General features: G+C 42.6%; 20 protein-coding genes and 2 pseudogenes. 2 read left to right on the top strand and 20 right to left on the bottom strand.

The window, feature by feature from the left end:
- Positions 1-55: 55 nt before the first annotated feature.
- The 6 genes from D2962_RS02980 to D2962_RS02955 form a co-directional block, all read right to left on the bottom strand.
- On the bottom strand, positions 56-544 hold the full coding sequence (locus D2962_RS02980) for a YbaK/EbsC family protein (protein ID WP_174232514.1): 489 nt from the start codon (positions 542-544) through the stop codon (positions 56-58).
- Positions 545-641: 97 nt separating this feature from the next.
- The gene (locus tag D2962_RS02975) at positions 642-1655 is read right to left on the bottom strand and encodes an ornithine cyclodeaminase family protein (protein WP_245985015.1); all 1014 of its coding nucleotides are present in this window, start codon (positions 1653-1655) and stop codon (positions 642-644) included.
- Positions 1656-1880: 225 nt separating this feature from the next.
- Positions 1881-2888 (bottom strand): proline racemase family protein, encoded by a 1008-nt coding sequence (locus tag D2962_RS02970; RefSeq protein ID WP_122014088.1) that lies wholly within the window; start codon positions 2886-2888, stop codon positions 1881-1883.
- 62 nt (positions 2889-2950) lie between these two features.
- The gene (locus D2962_RS02965) at positions 2951-3115 is read right to left on the bottom strand and encodes a hypothetical protein (protein ID WP_122014087.1); all 165 of its coding nucleotides are present in this window, start codon (positions 3113-3115) and stop codon (positions 2951-2953) included.
- 45 nt (positions 3116-3160) lie between these two features.
- Positions 3161-3412 (bottom strand): type II toxin-antitoxin system RelE/ParE family toxin, encoded by a 252-nt coding sequence (locus tag D2962_RS02960; RefSeq protein WP_122014086.1) that lies wholly within the window; start codon positions 3410-3412, stop codon positions 3161-3163.
- Between the two features lie 3 nt (positions 3413-3415).
- Positions 3416-3679 (bottom strand): AbrB/MazE/SpoVT family DNA-binding domain-containing protein, encoded by a 264-nt coding sequence (locus tag D2962_RS02955; protein WP_122014085.1) that lies wholly within the window; start codon positions 3677-3679, stop codon positions 3416-3418.
- A gap of 281 nt (positions 3680-3960) precedes the next feature.
- Here D2962_RS02955 and D2962_RS02950 point away from each other — a divergent pair.
- Both D2962_RS02950 and D2962_RS19455 read left to right on the top strand, forming a co-directional pair.
- A pseudogene (locus D2962_RS02950) lies at positions 3961-4146 on the top strand (IS481 family transposase); the annotation flags it as partial.
- A gap of 18 nt (positions 4147-4164) precedes the next feature.
- Positions 4165-4601, top strand: a pseudogene (locus D2962_RS19455) (AAA family ATPase); the annotation flags it as partial.
- A gap of 96 nt (positions 4602-4697) precedes the next feature.
- On the opposite strand, the gene D2962_RS02940 reads toward D2962_RS19455, so the two are convergent.
- From D2962_RS02940 to D2962_RS02870, 14 genes are all read right to left on the bottom strand, one after another.
- Entirely contained in the window at positions 4698-5024 is a 327-nt protein-coding gene (locus D2962_RS02940) for a DUF2250 domain-containing protein (RefSeq protein WP_122014082.1), read from the bottom strand.
- Positions 5025-5111: 87 nt separating this feature from the next.
- Entirely contained in the window at positions 5112-5873 is a 762-nt protein-coding gene (locus D2962_RS02935; RefSeq protein WP_122015718.1) for a TatD family hydrolase, read from the bottom strand.
- 84 nt (positions 5874-5957) lie between these two features.
- On the bottom strand, positions 5958-6344 hold the full coding sequence (locus tag D2962_RS02930; protein WP_122014081.1) for a DsrE family protein: 387 nt from the start codon (positions 6342-6344) through the stop codon (positions 5958-5960).
- 336 nt (positions 6345-6680) lie between these two features.
- The gene (asrC, locus tag D2962_RS02920; protein ID WP_122014080.1) at positions 6681-7694 is read right to left on the bottom strand and encodes a sulfite reductase subunit C; all 1014 of its coding nucleotides are present in this window, start codon (positions 7692-7694) and stop codon (positions 6681-6683) included.
- Between the two features lie 17 nt (positions 7695-7711).
- Positions 7712-8503: an anaerobic sulfite reductase subunit AsrB gene (gene asrB / locus D2962_RS02915; RefSeq protein WP_122014079.1), complete on the bottom strand. Its 792-nt coding sequence runs from the start codon at positions 8501-8503 to the stop codon at positions 7712-7714.
- A 1-nt stretch (position 8504) separates the two neighbouring features.
- On the bottom strand, positions 8505-9578 hold the full coding sequence (gene asrA / locus D2962_RS02910; protein WP_122014078.1) for an anaerobic sulfite reductase subunit AsrA: 1074 nt from the start codon (positions 9576-9578) through the stop codon (positions 8505-8507).
- 184 nt (positions 9579-9762) lie between these two features.
- A complete protein-coding gene (hemL, locus tag D2962_RS02905; protein WP_174232493.1) occupies positions 9763-11043 on the bottom strand; it encodes a glutamate-1-semialdehyde 2,1-aminomutase in 1281 nt (426 codons plus the stop codon).
- Between the two features lies 1 nt (position 11044).
- Positions 11045-11635: a precorrin-2 dehydrogenase/sirohydrochlorin ferrochelatase family protein gene (locus D2962_RS02900; RefSeq protein WP_122014076.1), complete on the bottom strand. Its 591-nt coding sequence runs from the start codon at positions 11633-11635 to the stop codon at positions 11045-11047.
- A complete protein-coding gene (gene hemB / locus D2962_RS02895) occupies positions 11617-12591 on the bottom strand; it encodes a porphobilinogen synthase (protein ID WP_122014075.1) in 975 nt (324 codons plus the stop codon). Before hemB ends, D2962_RS02900 begins: the two co-directional genes overlap by 19 nt.
- A 60-nt stretch (positions 12592-12651) precedes the next feature.
- Positions 12652-14172, bottom strand: a complete 1521-nt coding sequence (gene cobA, locus D2962_RS02890) for a uroporphyrinogen-III C-methyltransferase (protein WP_122014074.1) — start codon at positions 14170-14172, stop codon at positions 12652-12654.
- Positions 14169-15104 carry a hydroxymethylbilane synthase gene (gene hemC, locus D2962_RS02885; RefSeq protein WP_245984873.1) on the bottom strand — a complete coding sequence of 312 codons (936 nt, stop codon included), beginning with the start codon at positions 15102-15104 and terminating at the stop codon, positions 14169-14171. Before hemC ends, cobA begins: the two co-directional genes overlap by 4 nt.
- Positions 15076-16335, bottom strand: a complete 1260-nt coding sequence (gene hemA, locus D2962_RS02880; protein ID WP_122014073.1) for a glutamyl-tRNA reductase — start codon at positions 16333-16335, stop codon at positions 15076-15078. Before hemA ends, hemC begins: the two co-directional genes overlap by 29 nt.
- A gap of 607 nt (positions 16336-16942) precedes the next feature.
- Entirely contained in the window at positions 16943-17614 is a 672-nt protein-coding gene (locus D2962_RS02875; RefSeq protein WP_122014072.1) for a response regulator, read from the bottom strand.
- Positions 17586-18785, bottom strand: a complete 1200-nt coding sequence (locus tag D2962_RS02870) for a sensor histidine kinase (RefSeq protein ID WP_122014071.1) — start codon at positions 18783-18785, stop codon at positions 17586-17588. Before D2962_RS02870 ends, D2962_RS02875 begins: the two co-directional genes overlap by 29 nt.

Here is an 18785-nt window from a genome sequence, read left to right as displayed (position 1 = left end):
CTCGCATACCTTCCATACGGTAAAACAAGTGATAGTCAAGGTTTCTGTAAATGTACTATATTTGGACATACACTACTTTATTCTTGCACCAGGCCAAATATTTCTCAAAATCCCTGTAGGAAATTGTCAACGTCGCGGTGTTTATGTTTGGATGAAAGCTGACTTCGCCGATGCTTTCCAGGTCCCTGTCGATCACGACTCTAACTTCTTTCTGGCTATCGTTGATTAAGCCAAAGGGGGAAACCGATCCGGGTTTTAGGCCAAGATATTTTTCCAGTCTCTTTTCCGAGGCAAAACTCAGTTTGCCGCTACCTATCTGTTCTGCGACTTTACCAAGGTCCGCTCTCTTGGAGTTTTCAAGTATGATAAGGTAATGCCTGTCCCCTTTCTGATTGCGCACAAAAAGGTTTTTGCATACCGATTTGGGCATGTTTCCAATCTTTTCGAATTCTTCAATGGTATAAACCGGAATGTGTTCCATCCTGGTGTATGGAATGTTTAATTCTTCAAGGACATCTAATACCCTTTTTTCTTCCGGGGTTATCATAAAGATTTTCCTCCGAATCTTCTTATTATTATCTTACGATATTCGCTCAATCATGTTAAAATCCTAACGGCATTTGCAGAAATGTTGGCAGTCGTTACACCCATTTTGGGCTGTCCCATAAATGCAGTATCTTGCCGATTCCAAGGTCTTTAGCCCTTCTATATATATAATCTGCCACCATTATGTCAAGGCAGCCCATTCCCCGGGATTTAAAGAAAATAAATTCGTCGCCTTCTCTGCCGGGGGATTTCTTACTTATTATATTGTATAGCGGGGTCACATCTTCATCGCGCAGTTTGCCGCTTTTTATCAATGGCTGAAATACGGAGAATGGATCATATTTTATGGGTTCCCAATCGTCCACTACTATCCTGTCGGCACCCGCCGGAATTTCTTCATGGGCTTCAAAGGAACCCACCTGTAAAAATAACCTTGCTCTGTTCACCCATTCCTTTTTTACAAAAGGCTTCTGGCTGGTGGTCATTGTTATTACCACATCCGCATCTTTAACTGCTTCCTCGACACTACCCGCAATTTCTATGTTCACTTTCCCTTTAAATTCTTCGAAAAGCTCCTGAGACTTTTTTATATTAAGGTCAAACAATTTTACCTTTTCAAGTTGATTGAGAACCTTGCTCAACGCCCAGATGGTGGTTCTGCCGATTATTCCGGCGCCTATGCATCCTGCGGTTTTCGCATCGGGTTTCGCAAGATATTTTGCAGCAACGGCCATAGAGGCTCCTGTCCTCATGGCGGTAATCAGTGTCCCGTCCATTATGGCCACCGGCAGCACCGTATCCGGATCGCTCAGGACAACCATATCGATCCCCATCGGCAAAAGCCCTGTCTTTTGATTTAATGTGGACTCCGCCGCCCATTTTATACCGGCTCTGTTGATGTCGCCGCCTATGTATACCGGCATGGACATGAACCTGCTCTTCCAGACTCCTTCATCGGAATCAAGGCTTATCATGGTCTTGGGGGGATTCTTAATCTCTCCTTCGGCATACATGAAATAAGCCTTCTCTACCATTTTCAATACTCCATCCATATCCATAAGGCCCGCATTCAATACATCTTCCTGTTTTAAAAACAAAATCTCCGGCACCAAGCTAAGACATCCCTTCTGGTTATTTATTGATATTATCTGGTTGTATATTTATAAGTATATAATTATATTTATTAACAATCAATATATAACGCAAAAATGGCACTGGAAAAATCTTTCGGAACATGGAGTGATGAAAACCACCCCGACTTAAAAGATTCTGATGCGATTGCCAAATGGGTGGCGGAAAGCAGAGAACCAGATTTATAAGCACTGAACTTTCCCTCATCTCAAAGAAAATCCGTATTTTAGCGGGTCTTCCTCATCTATCATGTAGTGGTTCACGCCGGTGATAAAGGCCCTTCCGGTAATTTCCGGAATTACCGCATCAAAATCGCCTACTCTGGTTTTCCCCACCAGGCGGCCGGTAAAGAGAGTTCCCAGGATGCTCTCGTGGACAAAATCCTGATGCAGGCCCAGCTCACCCTTGAAATAAAGATCCGCCATCTTGGCGCATGTGCCGGTGCCGCAGGGTGAACGGTCTACGGATTTTTTACCGAAGACTACCACATTTTTGGCATGGGCTTCGGGATGGGAAGGCGCATCGGAAATCTCGGCCAAATCTATGGTCTTTATGTGGGGTTTTTCCGGATGGTAAACCTCAACTTTTTTATTGGCTTCGTCCCGGACTTTCAAGCCTATATCTATCAACTCATGAATATTTTCTTTAGCGACCTTTATCCCCAGATCCCTGGCCTTTACAATGGCAAAAAAGCTGCCCCCGAAAGCGATATCGGCTCTAATTTTTCCGTAAGGATGTATCTCCAGTTCAATCCCTTCTTTAAACAAAAAAGAAGGTACATTTTGAAAGGTGACGCCTTTAGCCTTTCCATTTTCCACTCTGACCCGGGCTTTTACCAGCCCTGCCGGAGCTTCCAGCACCACTTCAGTTATCGGCTCTTTTACTTCCACAAGCCCCATCTCCACAGCCACCGTAGCGGCGCCTATGGTGCCGTGACCGCACATGTTCAGATAGCCTCCGGTGTCCATGAATATTATGCCGAGATCGGCTTCAGGCATCGTGGGAGAGGTTATAATAGAGCCGAACATGTCGTCATGCCCTCTGGGCTCCAGCATGAGAGCCCTGCGCAGGTGGTCCATATATTCTTCAAGGTACTGCTTTTTCTCGGGCATGTTTTTACCTGGTATATGCGGAATGCCTCCAATGACCACCCTGGTGGGTTCCCCCATAGTGTGGGAATCCACTGCTATGATGGAACGGGAAATGTTCATAACAACCGCTTCCCTCCCAATTATTTTAAATTGCTGTCATCTAAATATTATCATATGTTTTCTTAATTTGAAATATTTTTTTCTATTTTTATTCCTCTCATGGAAATTTCATCTTCCACCATACCATAGGGGATATCCAGCGGGGTAAGTAAACCTTTTTTTGTAATTTTTCCTTTAAGAATTAATTGCGCACCGATGGAGGCAGTAAAGCCCGTCGTCCTGGACATAGCTGTAAGCCCGGTTCCAAATCTCTATATTTTATTTATGCAACGCTAGTGATTCGATATGTGGGGCCCTACTGTTCTTAAAAAAATTTTTTTATCTTGATATTGCCATGTCATCCTTATAGACATATTGATGCTGCATTCGAAAATATCACTTTTCCCTCTTATTTTTTTAGTCCTCAAAAAAGGATGAAAAGGATTCTGTGCCATGAGATTTAATTTCTCCTGTAATATTTTCCTTATATTGTCAGGGAGTTTTTTATAATCTTTTTTAAATCTATTTGAATATATAAATTCCATAATTCATGACTCCAATTGCTTTATGAGATCATCGATGTCTTTAGCATGATAGACTCTCCCTGCTTTTATATCTTCCTCAACTTCTTTTTCCTGCCATTTTTTAGACCAAAACCATGCTTGAGACCTGTCGACAATTAAAACAGGTTTTATCACTATCTTATCATCTTCTATAGTTATTTCTAGGGTATCTCCCGGAGCCAGCTTCATCTTTTTTATTATTTCTGCCGGTAAAGTTATTTGGGAGCGCTCTCTTAACTTTGTTATCATCACAGATAACCCTCCTGATATATGAATTTCTTATTTTCACATCTATGTTGATTATAGCATGTAGAATCTTTGATATCAATCTTACTCTTATGGTTATCTTACTTTAGTCGTCTGAGTATCTTACGAATTTATGGCCTCTTTTCTCTAGTTCTTTGTCGAGGTCATCAAGGCCGGGAACCCACCGAAGGTGGGTGGTGGCAAGAAGTGGGCTTAGTGGTCCCCCTTATGCGTAACTGACATAGAACGGCTAAATGAGAATTTCCTGCTAAGAGTAAGCAATGCCAATTCTTTTATACCATGAAGGGAAAAAGGTAGGAGAGGCTTACAGGGTAAACTTTCATGATAACGCTCATGTAAAAAGAAAATATGGCGGCAACAGAAAAAAAGATGAAAAGATAGCAGATGATACGGCATTTAATGAAAAAACTCCAGCCGCATCCATATCCTTTACCGATATGATGAATTAACGGAGGGAAATAGAAAATATGTTTACACAATTCTTCGGGCTTAAATACAACCCATTTAGCAAGGAGATTGCTGCAGAAGATTTATTTAATAGCCAGGTCATGACTGAACTTGCTGCAAGGCTTAAATATCTTCAAAGCACAAGAGGGATAGACCTTGTTGTTGGATAACCGGGAGTGGGGAAGTCAACTGCCCTTAGAAAATATGTAAGTGACAGGGAGCAATTACATCGTTCTACTATGAGCAGAAGGTGACACCGGTTATCATACTTGATGAGATTCAGATGGCATCCAATGATGTGCTTGAGGATTTGCGGATGATATTTAATTTTAACATGGACTCTCAAAACCCGTATATATTAATACTTGCAGGCCAACCTCATATAAGGAACAAGCTGGCGCTCAACATAAACAGCGCTTTAAGGCAGGGGATTACGATAAAGTATGTATTACATGGCTGAGGTAAATCTTTGAGGGGAGGAATGCAAAATGCGGTTTAGGTGTTTTATGAAACTTTGTTTTGAACTTTCTGATGTGAATCTTTATAAATCACTTTACCTGTTAGGGTATTCGATGTCAAAATTAATATCAATTTTCTTCCTAACCTGCCTTAGAAAAAATTCTCCTTCCCTGGTGAGCTCATAATATGTGTGATTCCGATGCTTAACACTTTTTCGTCGCCGATGGTAATATTTAACTATTCTTCTTTCCACTCGCTTGATTAGTCCTCTCTCCTCCAAACTTTGAAGTCGCTTTCTGCTTTCTTCCAAGGATAAACCCAGGCGTATCGCCAGAAGTTTTGCGTATTCCGGCCCAAGCTTTTTGAGGTAGGTGAGGATTGTTAAATCAAGAAGTTCATCTTGGTCATTGTTGACTGGCATACTCTCCTCTCCTTTATTATGGATTTATCACTAAGTAGTTTGGTTTTTAAATACTATGACTTAGTAATAAATCATATTGCTGAGCGTTTAAATACCAAAAACTTCCTCGGCATTGTATCTCGCAATTCGAGCAATGACTTTCGGGAAAGCTCCGTTCAGTTCTAGGTACTGCACAGTCTTGGGTACGCTCAGCGGATCATTGGGTTTTAGATTGCTGTAATCGCTATTTAGTACGCCTCGTTGGAAACGTTCCAGATGATTCAACAATAGTTGAGAACTGAGCCCCTCCTGGCGAATGGTAAGCCCGGGAACGGCACCAAAGTCTTCGATTAAGTCAATAATATCTAAATTTGCATGGTCTATAATCATTTTTCCGGGTTCCATCCCCACAGTAGCAGCAATCTCAATTGTTTTTTTGGTAATTTCAACCCTGTTCTGTGGCGGAGTATGAATGATTACTGGAACCCCATATTCCTTGGCAATCTTCAATTGCTCATGGAGAACCTCCTGCTCCCGCTTGTTTCCCTCATGCAGCCCGATCTCACCAAGACCAATGACACCACTCATTTTAAGGTGGGATGGAAGAGCGTCGATCACCCTGGGCCAGTCGTCCGGTATTCCCATGGGGTGAATGCCAACGGCAACGTAAAGCTTAATACCATTTTTAGAGGCATTACTCATAGAAAGAGTTAACATCTGATGGAAATGATCAAAGAGTGTTTCTGCATGTTTTGCCCCAAAAAATATGGAGCAGCCGATAATCTTCCTTACTCCGGCTAGTGCCATACTCTCCCACCCTTCGAAGGGAAGTAATGAAACATGTACATGAGAATCTACAATTTCTTTCATCAATCTTATTCGCCTCTTTTATTCTAGATCTTTGTTAAACTACATCAAGTTACAAAAACTTTCTTTCTACATAAGACATATAAATCAAGGCTTGATGTAGGCATACCCTTCTGCCTGTTTCCCGACAATTTCTGTTATGCCAACTGGTACAACTGTCACAAAATCGGGAAGGCTGTCTTCGTCGATAAACTGGCCTTTGATGGCATTCCGACACACTACAAAGTTTACTCCTACCTCTGATAATTTCTTCATCTGCTCCACAAGCGATCCACTAGTTGATCCATAGCACAAACCGTCACTCCCGGACAGCAGGCATCTATTCCTAAAAATAGAAACTGCCTCACCATTAATCACTACTTCAATGTTAGCATTGTCTTGCCCAACATCATTCAAAAAATTAGTGATATTCACGAGTACTATCTGCCACCTGCTAGACTCGTTGACATGGAAGAGGACTTTTAATCCATTCATCCAAACACCTCTTTTCTGTTAAGTTCCAGCTACCAACACCAGATGTGAAAAATATCTTTCCAAACTTCTCCTCTTCCACTTTACCTTAAAATACCATTTATCTAAGATACTCAGGTAACTGGTCCCTATTAATAACGTCCATATCTCATTTTTTTATACCCATAGTTTGTATTTCAAAATAACAACATTATAATCAGCTTCATCATCCATAGCACATGCATTACCACAGCCACTGATAGTTATATTTCCTTGTAAATTGCCTGAGGATACTATATGCAAGGCACTGATTGATTTGCGCCTCCAGAGGTGTAACATCGCGAATACTCTCTTTTAACATTAATCCTGGGTTACGGGTTTTACATTAAAGTTAGATCTGTATTCGGTTTCTGTCCATAAGACCCTTTGAGCCACCATAGCTTCTGGGTTTAGTTTGACATCTTTTAATATCATTTCTTTAAATTTGTTATATCCCGCTCTGTCAATAAGGTGTCCGCCGTGGAGGTATTCAGGTTTGTTATTCATGACATAAGCGGAAAATGCCTGCCAGTTTTTAAATACGCCTAAAACCACATCTTCTGTAACCCAGTTTAAAAAGATTTTACCCATACGAGGTGTTTGCTTTCCTGTTCTGCCGCCGATCAATACCCTGTAGAATTTTTTAGGGTTCCTGGTCCAAGCACCGGTTGGACACACAAGGACGCATTCGCCACAACCGACGCAGCAGCAGATGTCTTTAACGATTTTGCCTTTTTCTACAGATAAAACACGCGTTGCATGATGGGCACATGCTTCTACACACTTTTTACACCCTATACAGCGCTCATAATCGTATTCCGTCTTTGTAACGCCGATTATACCGATATCACTAACGTGAGCTTTAGCACAGTCATTAGGGCATCCTGCTATATTTATTTTTATGTGATAATCGCTGGGGAATATAAACTTTTCTATCTTTCTGGCCAGGTCGGTTGTGTCAATGTTAGCTTTTATGCAATGGCGATTTCCTATGCAAGCCATTGTATTACGAGCGCCTATGGTCGGATATCCATTGTCATTAACGTCCATATCAACACCGCATAACTTTACTTCAATATCTTCAATAAATGATTTTATATATTTATTAACAGCATCTATATTTTCATACTTAATACCTGGTATTGCTACCATCTGCCTGACCCCAAAGTGAAATTCTCCATTTCCCCAGGTTTCCGCAATATGCTGAAAGAACGACAAATATTTGGCCTCTATGACACCGCCGGGAACGCGCATCTGGAGCATGAACTCACCCCGCACTTTTGACTGGCGGTAGCAATTTCTGCGAACCTCTTTTATATCGATATCGTAACTCATGTAATTATCCCTCCTAATTAATCCAGCAATTTTTTTGCCTTAGTGTAATTAAAAACAGGTCCTTCTAGGCAAACATATGTTTCATTTATCTTGCAATGACCGCATTTGCCGACGCCACAAGACATCTTCCTTTCAAAGGATACCCAGATTTTCTCTTCAGGTACTCCGTTTTTTAAACATTCTAAAGCGGCAAAGTGCATCATAACAGGAGGTCCTACGATTACCACATTATAATTCTCAAATGTATTGAATGGTATTTTCTTAATGTGTTCCGTAACAAGGCCGACCTCAAAGCCTTCTATCTTATCTTTATCAAGGGTATAAATTGTGTTAAACCTAGTTTTAAAATTTTTTAGATCCTCTTTAAACAGGATGCTTTTTTCGTCCTTAAATCCCGCAATAAAATGTAGCGATCTTATTTCATCTGGATTTTCATAAAAATACTTTAAAAGGCTTCTGACAGGAGAAACACCAGTGCCGCCGGCGATGACGACTAAATCCTTGCCCTTAAAGTCATCTTTGGGGAATGAATTACCGTAAGGTCCACGCATAAATATCTTATCTCCGGGTTTTAAGTTGAATATTTCGTTGGTAAGCTTTCCTACTTTCCTTATGGTAAGTTCCACCCAATTATCACCCATAGAACTTACCGATATAGGGGCTTCTCCGATTTTAGGTATGGACACCTGAAAGAACTGTCCATGCTTGACCTTTGCGTTAGTTTCCACCCTAAAGGTATACTCATTTTCTGTCTCGTTGATGATGTTTATTATTTTATGTGGATTTGGAAGCATTATATTCTCGCTCATTTTACTTTACCTCCTCGGTTGATGCTGTTTGTTCTATTGTCTGGGTTGCTTCTCCTTTTTTAAGTTTTTCCACTTCATCATATAGACGGTTAATAGTAGTAGAAAAAGATATTAATTCAGGGCATCTTTCATCGCAACGTCCACATCCGACACACATATGCTCATCTTTGAAACGGGCTTTGTAGTCGTAGATTTTGTGTAGGGTTCTAAACCTCATCCGCTCCCCGGCAGTTTTTCTAAAGCCCAAACCGCCAGCCATTGTCGTGAAATCTTCGTGCATGCAACTGGCTTGAACCCTTCTTCTCTCACCAACTTTTCCATTTTCGGTGTATATTACATCTAATGTGTTAAAGCAACTGCAGGTTATGCATACGGCGTTACAGGCTCCACAGCTTATACATCTTGAATTATAACTTTTCCACATATCGAGGTCGTAAATTTTTTCTAACAGTTCCTGGCTATCAATTTCAGGGATGTTAACTTTTGTCGGGTTAGAGGTAACGAATTCAGGTGTAAATTCTATTTCTTTTTCATCGACAAATAAATTGGTAAATTCGTCATCCTTTACTTCGACCAATATGTTATCATTTTCGAATCTAACCGCTAAGCTGTAGTCATCGGTCTTATTGGAACCCATTGAAACGCAGAAACAGGTATCCCAACCTTCTCCGCATTCCATTAAAATAAACTTTATCTTTTCCCGTAGACGCTTGTAGTAGATATCTTCTGTTCCTCCGTTTTTGAGAAAAATTGTATCAAGTCGTCTAAAACCATTTATATCACAAGGGCGGGCAAATATCAGAATCTTCTTGTCATCTACCTTGCTTTCCATATATTCATACTCAGTAAAGTAGAATAGCGCCTGGGTAATTGGATATATCACTTCTTTTGGTGAAAAATCTGACTTTTCATCGTAAACTACATCCTCAATTGAGTTGATTTCTGCATATCGAATCAAATCAGTGTCTGAATAACGGCCCCGTTTTTCAAAACGCATAGGAGCATATACCTTATAGTGCTTCTGCAATTCTTTTAAGATTTCATTCATCCTTTTAACGCTTACATAATAACTCATGTTCTTCCTCCTCAATATACGTCATTTGATATTCTTTATAATCTCTTCATCAAATAATTGACTTTGATATAAGTATAACACTCACAAAAATCTTAGTCTAATAATAAATATTTTTAGTAACTATAATAATTTTTTATATGTATCTGTTACGCTGAAAATTAATCCACCCTCCAAAAAGCTTAATTTATTTAAAGGTCCCTGCAGCTTTATAAGCAGCTTCTATCGTCCTGTCAATATCCTCGTCAGAATGGGCATAAGATAGGAAGAACGTCTCAAATTGTGCGGGAGGTAGATAAATGCCCTGTTTCAGCATTTCCCTGAAATATGCGGCGTATAAATTTGTATCGGATTTTATTGCCGAATCATAGTCATAGACACCCTGGCCGTTAAAGAACATGGTCATCATGCTGCCCACCCTGTTTATGGTAACTGGTATTTCCAAATGCTCCATGCTTTCCTTTAATCCCCTGCAGAGCTTTTCCGCCCTTCTTTCAAGTTCTTCGTATATATTGGGATTTTCCGACAGGATTTTTAATGTGGTATAGCCTGCTGCCATAGCCAGCGAATTGCCAGAGAGAGTCCCGGCCTGGTAGACGGGGCCATCGGGTGAAACATACCTCATGATTTCCTCTTTTCCACCGTAGGCACCAACCGGTAGTCCTCCGCCTATGATCTTTCCCAGTGTGGTAATGTCGGGGGTTATTCCCAATAACCCCTGAGCACCGGAAAAGGAAACCCTAAAGCCCGTAATGACTTCATCGAATATCAGTAGTGCACCGCATTTTAATGTCAGTTCCCGCAGGGCTTTTAAAAAATCTTCTCTTGGCGGTACGGTGCCCATATTTCCCGCTATTGGTTCTACTATGACAGCGGCAATATCCTCATCGTACCTGTCGAAGATTGCTTTTATCATTTCCGTATCATTGTATTTAGAAATAATAGTGTCTTTTGCCGTCTCCTTTGTAACCCCGGCCGAATCGGGAATCCCGAAAGTCAGTGCTCCCGAACCCGTTTTGATTAAGAGACTATCGGAATGGCCGTGATAGCAGCCTGCAAATTTCACTATAAGATTCCTTCCTGTATAACCCCTTGCAAGTCTAATGGCGCTCATGGTGGCTTCGGTACCGGAATTAACCATTCTTATAACTTCTATGGAGGGCAACGCCTGTTTTATCTTTTCCGCCATCAACACCTCCAGTTCTGTACATGCACCGAAGCTCGTCCCCATTTCCGACTGTTTTTTTATAGCAGATACCACATCAGGATGGGCATGCCCCAAAATAAGCGGCCCCCAGGAAAGCACGTAATCTATGTAATCATTACCGTCTTCATCCCATAAATGACTTCCCTGCCCTCTTTTTATAAAAATAGGGTTCATTCCAACCGACCTGAATGCCCGCACCGGGCTGTTTACGCCCCCAGGCATAACTTTTTTTGCTCTCATGTAAAGTTCTTCCGACTTCATATTATCCCCCATTTTTGAAAAATTTTTTTAATTCACTATCCTCGATCATATCTTTATATATTTTCAGTTTTTCTTGCGATGGAAGACCCTTTTCCTTTGCACTTTCTCTCGCTTTCCCCAATTTTTTTAACAGTTCCTCACATTCAGCGGGTAAAATTTCTTCCAGCTTCTGTCTTAGCATCTTTGATAAAAGAGGGCTCTTCCCGCCGGTAGATATGGCAACCGTAAGGTCCCCCCGCCTTATAACGGAAGGCATTATGAAAGAAGAAAGTTCCCCATCGTCAACCACATTTACAAGTACCCCTCCTGCGCCGGCTTCTTCGGCTATAAGTTTATTTACATCTCTATCATCCGATGCGGCCACGACAATAAAGTAACCTGCCAAGTCGCTCTTAATATAGTTTCTCCGAATTAACCTTATGCGGGCTTCCTTCCAGAGCTTCAGTATACTCTCATTGACCTCCGGAGCTATGACGGTAACAATTGCTCCACACTCCAGCAGGGATAGCACCTTGCGGTGAGCCACCGACCCCCCGCCCACCACAAGGCACCTTTTGCCTTCAATATTCAGCATCACCGGGTAGTAAGCCATGTCGCCACATCCTTGGCAAAATAGGTTATTATCAAATCGGCTCCCGCTCTCTTTATCGATGTTAGGATTTCCATAGCGACAGCCTTTTCATCAAGCCATCCCATCTTCGCCGCGGCCTTCAACATAGCATACTCGCCGCTCACATTGTAGGCCGCAACAGGAATATTAAAACTTTCCTTTGCCCGCCTTATTATATCCAGATACGACAGGGCAGGCTTTACCATTACTATGTCGGAACCTTCCTCTATATCGAGCTTAATTTCCCTCATGGCCTCATCGGAGTTAGCGGGGTCCATCTGATACGTTTTCCTGTCCCCGAATTTCGGAGCGGATTCGGCAGCCTCCCGGAAAGGACCGAAAAAAGCTGAAGCGTATTTTGCGCTGTAGGCCATTATCGAAACATTTGAATAACCTTTTTCATCAAGCAGTTTTCTTATGGCACCTACGCGCCCGTCCATCATGTCCGAAGGGGCCACCATATCGGCTCCTGCTCTTGCATGGGAAAGGGCCGTTTTTGAAATCAGTTCCACAGTTTTGTCATTTACCACATAGCCTCTCTCAACTATTCCGCAATGGCCGTGGCTGGTATAGCCGCACATGCAAACATCAGTTATAACAAACATTGAAGGCACGGCATCTTTCACGGCTTTTATGGCCCTTTGCACGATGCCGTCATCGGCATATGCCTCACTCCCTACCTCATCCTTGACGGATGGCACGCCGAAGAGGAGAATTGCCGGGATACCGAGGCTGTAAATTTCTTTTACCTCTTCCACCAGTGTATCTATGGAAAAGCGATACACCCCGGGCATAGAGTTTATTTCCTGCTTAACCTTTTCCCCATGCACCACAAAAAGAGGATATATGAGGTCCTTTACATCGAGCCTCGTCTCTCGTACCATATCTCTTATGGCACTATTTAATCTAAGTCTCCTTGGCCTTTTGATAAACTCCATTTCATCCACCTTCTCCTATATTTATATTGCTGTTCAAAGTTGCAGTTTAAACATGCTAGTTTAAAGATTTTTATATTCCAGTATCTCTCTTATGACACCTTCCATCGTATGCTCCCGGGGTATTACATCTACCCTGTACCCTTCACCTTCAATGGCCTTTTTTGTGGTGGGGCCTATGGCGGCAATGATAGATTTGCTAATTCCCCCCATGGTCTCCCCTGCTATCTCTTTCATATAGTAAAATGTGGATGGACTCGTAAATATAGCAATATCAATGCCTCTTTTAAATTCCTCGAGGAACCGCTCCCTGATTTCATAATTGGGCTGGTTTTTATAAGCGATTATTTTCCGTGGTTTCAAGCCAAGCTGTTCTAAACCATTCATCAGATCCTTACCCCCGATGTCGGAGGTAATTACGGCAGCGTTCTTTCCAATTTTTTCTTCTTTAATTACATCAAGGAGGGCACTTGATGTAAATTCCTGTGGTATAATATCCGGGTAAATTAGCATTTCTTCCAGTTTTTCCTTTGTCTTGGAACCCACTGCTGCTATCCTGATATTGTTTAATCTCCTGACATCAAATCTTTTTTCCCGCATAGCCCTGCTAAAGCTTTCCACACCGTTTTTACTGGTGAATATAAGGATATCGTAATTTACAATTTCATTGAGCAGTTTTTCTATATTCTCAAGGACATGTATTATTTTTAAGGCGGGACAATGTATGACCTCTGCTCCTTCATCTATTAGAGCGGTTACAGAATCATTTTTAGTAAAACCTGCTTCCCATTCCTCCCGCTCGTTCATTCCGGTTATAAGAATCCTTTTCCCGAAAAGTTTTTTTGTCTCGTACCAGTTAAGATTCTGCCTTAAGTTTATTACATCGCCGATAACTATAACCGCAGGGTTTTTTATGCCGTTTTTTCTTGTCTTTTCAGAAATATCCGAAAGGCTTCCAACTACAACCCTCTGGCCCGGGGTCGTGCCATTCATTATGACGGCAGCCGGAGTGGCGGCGGATTTGCCGTATTTTATGAGGCTTTTGGTAATAAAATCCATATTTTTAACGCCCATCAAAAATACCAGGGTGCCGTTTAACTTTGAGATAGCTCCCCAGTCGAGGTTATCCTTCTTGGCCTCGGCTTCATGGCCAGTGATTACGTGAAAGGATGAGGAAAGATCCCGGTGGGTTATAGGTATACCCGCATAGGCTAAGACGGAAACCGCAGAGGTAACGCCAGGTATTACCTCAAAGGGTATCCCTTTTTCTTCTAAGAACAATGCTTCCTCTCCTCCCCTGCCGAACACGAAGGGGTCTCCTCCCTTCAGTCGGGCTACCGCCCTGCCCTCGACGGCTTTTTCTGCCAAAATTCCGTTTATTATCTCCTGGGGTATTGGATGATGGCCGGGCATTTTACCCACGTCGATGAGTTCGGCCCCAGGCCGGGCAAGCTTTAATATTTCATAATTTATTAATCTATCAAAGACTATAGTATTAGCTCTTTTTATGACATCTACGGCTTTCAACGTCAGGAGGCCCGGGTCGCCGGGCCCCGCTCCGATGAGGTATACCTTTCCTTTCATTGCAGCTCACCTAATTCTTTAGCAAGTTTTATGCCCGCTTCTTCTGCAAGAGATACCTTCTGCGATATGCTGCCCTTTTTTATTATTCCATCTTTCTCTACCATTCCGATTAAAGTCAGGGTGTTCCCCTCAACTTCGGCATAAGCTCCTATAGGGATTTTGCAGCTTCCCCCGAGGGCCTGCATGAAGGCCCTTTCGGCTTTTACAGCGCTTTCCGTATTGGTGTCGTTTATGCATCTGATAAGTTCGCTTAATTCATCGTCTATACGGGTCTCTACGGTAAGGGACCCCTGGCCTACAGCCGGTACCATCATCTCCGGGGTAAAATACTCCGTAATAACCTCCTCCATACCCAGCCGCTTTATCCCCGCAGCCGCCAGCACGATCCCGGCCAGGTCCAGTTCCCGCATTTTTTTTATTCTCGTGGAAACGTTTCCCCTGATGGGTAATATCTCTACATCGGGCCTTATGGCTTTTAGCTGGACGGCCCTTCTTAAACTGGAGGTGCCTATCCGGGCCCCGGTTGCAAGTTCCGAAAATCTCATCCCGTTCATCGATATAAAGACATCCCTCGGGTCCTCTCTTTTAGTGACAGCCGAGATATGAAGCCCCTCCGGCAGCTCTGATGGCACATCTTTCATGCTGTGCACCGCCATGTCTATGGCACCGGAAAACAACGCTTCCTCAATCTCTTTTACAAAGAGCCCCTTTCCCCCAACTTCGCCCAAAGCAGCATTGAGAAACTTATCTCCCTGGGTCTTTATTCTTACTATTTCAAATTCCCAGTCGGGATAATGCCTTTTTAATTGTTCTATGACAATATTAGTCTGTATTAAAGCCAGTTTACTTTCCCTGCTTCCTGCCCGTAAAAGTCTTTTCGTTATAATCGCCTCCTGGGAAAAATTATATTGTATTTCTGTTTGTGGATTCAAAAACTTCGAGCACCGATGGATCGAGCTTGTCTGCCTCTGCCAGGGCTTTTAATCCCATTAAATAATGGTTCACGATCTTGGCGCCAACTCTCTCCAGGGAGTACTTTATTTGTTGCCTCTCCCTTTCCTCGATTCCTGTCAATTTATTTATAGCCCTTTCGTATTCTGCATGGCAAACATTTGCTGCATAATCATTGAGATGTTTTATAACCGGAACTATCAAGAGAGCATTATGCCATTTTACGAAATCTGTCACAGCTTCATTCACCATATTCTCTATTATGGCAATCTGCTTCTCCCTCTTTTTTCTGTTCTCCTCTGCCGCGTTTTTCAGATCATCGATGGTATACAAGGCGATTCCATCTATTTCACCTATCCTGGGATCGATGTCCCTTGGTAGTGCGATATCTACCATGCATATTTTTCTACCGTTAAAGCTTGCCTTGAATTTATCATAATCCACCGTATAATGCGGGGCATCGGTGGCGCTTATTACGATATCACTTTGAGCTATCTTTTCGTATTTTTGTTCGTAGGGAATCACCTGAATTGCCGGTATCTCCCGTTTTAAATCTATTACTTTGGAATGAGTCCTGTTGGAAACAAAAACATTTTTGATTCTTTTTTCCAACAGGTATTTAATAACAAGTTTCCCCATCTCTCCCGTCCCGATTACATAAGCCGTTTTATCATCTAGATCTCCGAAAACTTCCTGAATAAATTTAACCGCAATGTAACTTATGGACAGCGGGTGGTCCGTTATGTGCGTCTCTGTTCTTGCCCTCTTGCCAATCGTCACGGCATCCCGGAACAGCTTGTTTAAAATTTTGCCGGAGATACCCGCCTCCCGTGCCATATCCCCCGCTTCCTTTACCTGCCCCAGGATCTGGTCTTCGCCTAACACCATTGATTCCAGCCCGCAGGCCACCCTGAAGAGGTGTTCCACCGCATCACGCCCCCGTAATGTAAAAAGATAAGGCTTTAATACATTTTCGTCTATATTAAAAAATTCGCTGAAAAACTTACTTACACTGCCGTCATCTGAACTGGTAGATATAAAATAAATCTCACTCCTGTGACATGTAGAAAGCACAGCAGCTTCTGAAATCCCTTCCATCTCCTTTATCTTTGTCAGAGCATCAGCCGCTTTTTTCCCAAAAGATACCTTTTCTCTCACATCTACAGGGGCCCTCCGGTCGGTTCCAACTATGTATAAATACTCAAGCTTCATTTTTAAAACCCATCTCCTTTAAAAGAGCTGTTATATCTTTCGCCACAACCGGGTAATCTATATTTTTCTTCTTTGTACAATATATTTTGTTTTTATTTGTCGCGGATTCAGGTTTAGTTTAATTATCTTTCGATTTTTGATTATACTAGATTCCGGTTAATAAAACAATAATTTATAAAAATTGACCTATAACTGTACTGGCCCCCAATTATTTTGCGTTCTGGTTTACAGAAGCCTTTTGAGCAATCAGGCCGCAAATATAGGCAAAAGCCATCAACCAGCTAGATACACCTGAATGCTTAACGATTCCTGTTTGCATAAAAAGCAGGGAAAGGTCAAATTTCTCCTTCGATTATGGGGCTGTTTCGAAAAAGTCAAGGGGTTTTGGCAGGCATTTTGTAAAGTGGCCGGGCTTACATTGATTTTTTAAGCGGCCTTGAAAACCAAGCTGCTTAAGCTTAACCCTTGCCGGGCGCATCCAATCGAAGGGTCAACCCATCGGCTTAGCAAACAGGCGGTACGAACAAAAAAACACCCATGAGGGTGCTTTTTTGTTAAGTTAGTCTAAATGTAAAGTAATGCAACTTAGCCGGCAAATGATGCTACGTCAGGTTTCCACCAGATTGTGCTTGATTGCAAACAGCACGGCCTGGGTGCGGTCCGTAACACCGATTTTCTGGAATATGTTGGTCAGGTGGTTCTTTACCGTCTTTTCGGTTATGTAGAGATTTTCGGCTATCTCCCTGTTGGAAAGCCCCATGGAGATCTGCTGCAGCACCTCCATTTCTCGCTCTGTCAAGTCAAAATGATGTCGAGATTCTTCTTCCTTTTTTTTCGAAAGCCGGTTGAGTTCTTTGAAGACCTTTGGGGTGAGTGCAGGAGGAATAAAGGCCTGTCCTTCCGCCACGCACCGGATGGTCTTCACAAGTTCCTGGGGCCTGACATCCTTTAAGACGTAGCCGGAAATGCCGCTCCTTATAAGCTCAAACAAATACTCTTCCTGGTCGTGAATCGTGAGGGCTATTATACTTATCTCCGGCTTTTCCGCTTTTATTATTTGCGTGGCTTTTATGCCGTTAACATTGGGCATGTTTATATCCATCAGTATAATATCGACCTCGGTATTTCTTGCAAGCTCTATCGCCTGATCGCCGTCTTCGGCTTCCCCCACCACGACAATATCCGGTTCCAGCGAAAGGATTTTTATTATGCCCTCCCGAAGAAGGGCATGGTCATCGGCAATAATTACTTTAATTTGTTTTTTGCTTTCCTGCAACATGCTCACCTCTCCGAACTCCGGCCAGACCATTTTCCTCATGGGCCGTCGGCACGCTTAAAATCACTTCCGTCCCGTGGCCCGGGGAAGATTTTACTTCAAACTTGCCTTTTAGCAACTGAATTCGCTCCCTCATCCCGATAAGCCCGAAGGCCATGCCGCTTTTTTCGGCCATCACTTTTTCTACGTCGAAACCGCAGCCGTTGTCCCGAACGACCACATTTATCCTGTTTTTCAAGAATTCGATTTTTATCAATACTTCCGTTGCTCTGGCGTATTTCCTGATATTTGTCATTGATTCCTGGATGACCCGAAAAAGGGCCACCACCAGGGAAGAGGAAAGCTCATATTCATTGCCCATTACTATTATTTCGATGTAGATACCATAGTCCTTCATATATTGTTCAACGTAGCGCTTGAGGGCGGGTACAAGGCCCAGATCGTCAAGGGCCATGGGGCGAAGGTCGAAAATTATTTTCCGTACGTCCTGGAGGCTCCTGCGCACCAGATCCATCAAACCGTACAGTTCATCCTTCAGCATCGATGGATTGACTTCCATCAGCTTCATACAGAACTCCGCCCTCATTACTATATTTGCCAGGCTCTGGGCGGGCCCGTCGTGAATCTCCCTGGCCACCCGCTTGCGCTCTTCTTCCTGCGCCATGATAACAGAAAGGCCCAGAGCCTGCATTTGCTGCATTTCCCCTATCTTATTGCCGATGGACTCAAGATCGTTGCTCAATATCTTTAACACCATTCCCACGTTTGCCATCAATTCTTCCGAACGCTTTATGGTAACCTCCAGGTTTTTCAGGTTCCTTTCAAGGTGGTCCCTCTGCAGACGAAGCAATTTTTCTTTCTCACGCTTGCTCAAAAGCTCTATCTGTTTTTTATTGGCTTCTTCGTAAGCTTCTTTAATCTGTTCTTCGCTGTAATGTTTAAAATCCCGGCTGACTTCCATTAAACGAATCCTCGACTGATTGTAATTTTTTTCCATGTCGTCAACCTCTTTGATAATACTCGCTATTTCCTTTTTTACCGACTCCAGTTCCTGCTTTGTCCTCTCATATTCCAGCCTTGCGCTCTCTCCCAGCCGGTAGAGTTCCTCTTTGCTCTTTTCGACAATTCTTCGCGTCTTTTGTATTATCTTCTCGAGGTTTTCAATGTTGACCAA

Origin of the sequence: Biomaibacter acetigenes, assembly GCF_003691585.1 — a bacterium.
Taxonomy (GTDB): Bacteria; Bacillota; Thermosediminibacteria; order Thermosediminibacterales; family Tepidanaerobacteraceae; genus Biomaibacter; species Biomaibacter acetigenes.
Note: the sequence above shows the minus strand (reverse complement) of the source record. Positions and strands in the feature narration are given on the sequence as shown.

Coding starts and splice junctions, on each gene's coding strand:
- D2962_RS02955 (WP_122014085.1), bottom strand. CDS start 3,679: ATGATAACAAAGTTAAGAGAGCGCTCCCAAATAACTTTACCGGCAGAA.
- D2962_RS02875 (WP_122014072.1), bottom strand. CDS start 17,614: ATGTTGCAGGAAAGCAAAAAACAAATTAAAGTAATTATTGCCGATGAC.
- D2962_RS02900 (WP_122014076.1), bottom strand. CDS start 11,635: ATGGCTTACTACCCGGTGATGCTGAATATTGAAGGCAAAAGGTGCCTT.
- D2962_RS02970 (WP_122014088.1), bottom strand. CDS start 2,888: ATGAACATTTCCCGTTCCATCATAGCAGTGGATTCCCACACTATGGGG.
- D2962_RS02935 (WP_122015718.1), bottom strand. CDS start 5,873: ATGAAAGAAATTGTAGATTCTCATGTACATGTTTCATTACTTCCCTTC.
- asrC (WP_122014080.1), bottom strand. CDS start 7,694: ATGAGTTACGATATCGATATAAAAGAGGTTCGCAGAAATTGCTACCGC.
- hemL (WP_174232493.1), bottom strand. CDS start 11,043: ATGAAGTCGGAAGAACTTTACATGAGAGCAAAAAAAGTTATGCCTGGG.
- D2962_RS02960 (WP_122014086.1), bottom strand. CDS start 3,412: ATGGAATTTATATATTCAAATAGATTTAAAAAAGATTATAAAAAACTC.
- D2962_RS02965 (WP_122014087.1), bottom strand. CDS start 3,115: ATGTCCAGGACGACGGGCTTTACTGCCTCCATCGGTGCGCAATTAATT.
- asrB (WP_122014079.1), bottom strand. CDS start 8,503: ATGAGCGAGAATATAATGCTTCCAAATCCACATAAAATAATAAACATC.
- hemA (WP_122014073.1), bottom strand. CDS start 16,335: ATGAAGCTTGAGTATTTATACATAGTTGGAACCGACCGGAGGGCCCCT.
- hemB (WP_122014075.1), bottom strand. CDS start 12,591: ATGGAGTTTATCAAAAGGCCAAGGAGACTTAGATTAAATAGTGCCATA.
- D2962_RS02930 (WP_122014081.1), bottom strand. CDS start 6,344: ATGAATGGATTAAAAGTCCTCTTCCATGTCAACGAGTCTAGCAGGTGG.
- D2962_RS02940 (WP_122014082.1), bottom strand. CDS start 5,024: ATGCCAGTCAACAATGACCAAGATGAACTTCTTGATTTAACAATCCTC.
- asrA (WP_122014078.1), bottom strand. CDS start 9,578: ATGAGTTATTATGTAAGCGTTAAAAGGATGAATGAAATCTTAAAAGAA.
- cobA (WP_122014074.1), bottom strand. CDS start 14,172: ATGAAAGGAAAGGTATACCTCATCGGAGCGGGGCCCGGCGACCCGGGC.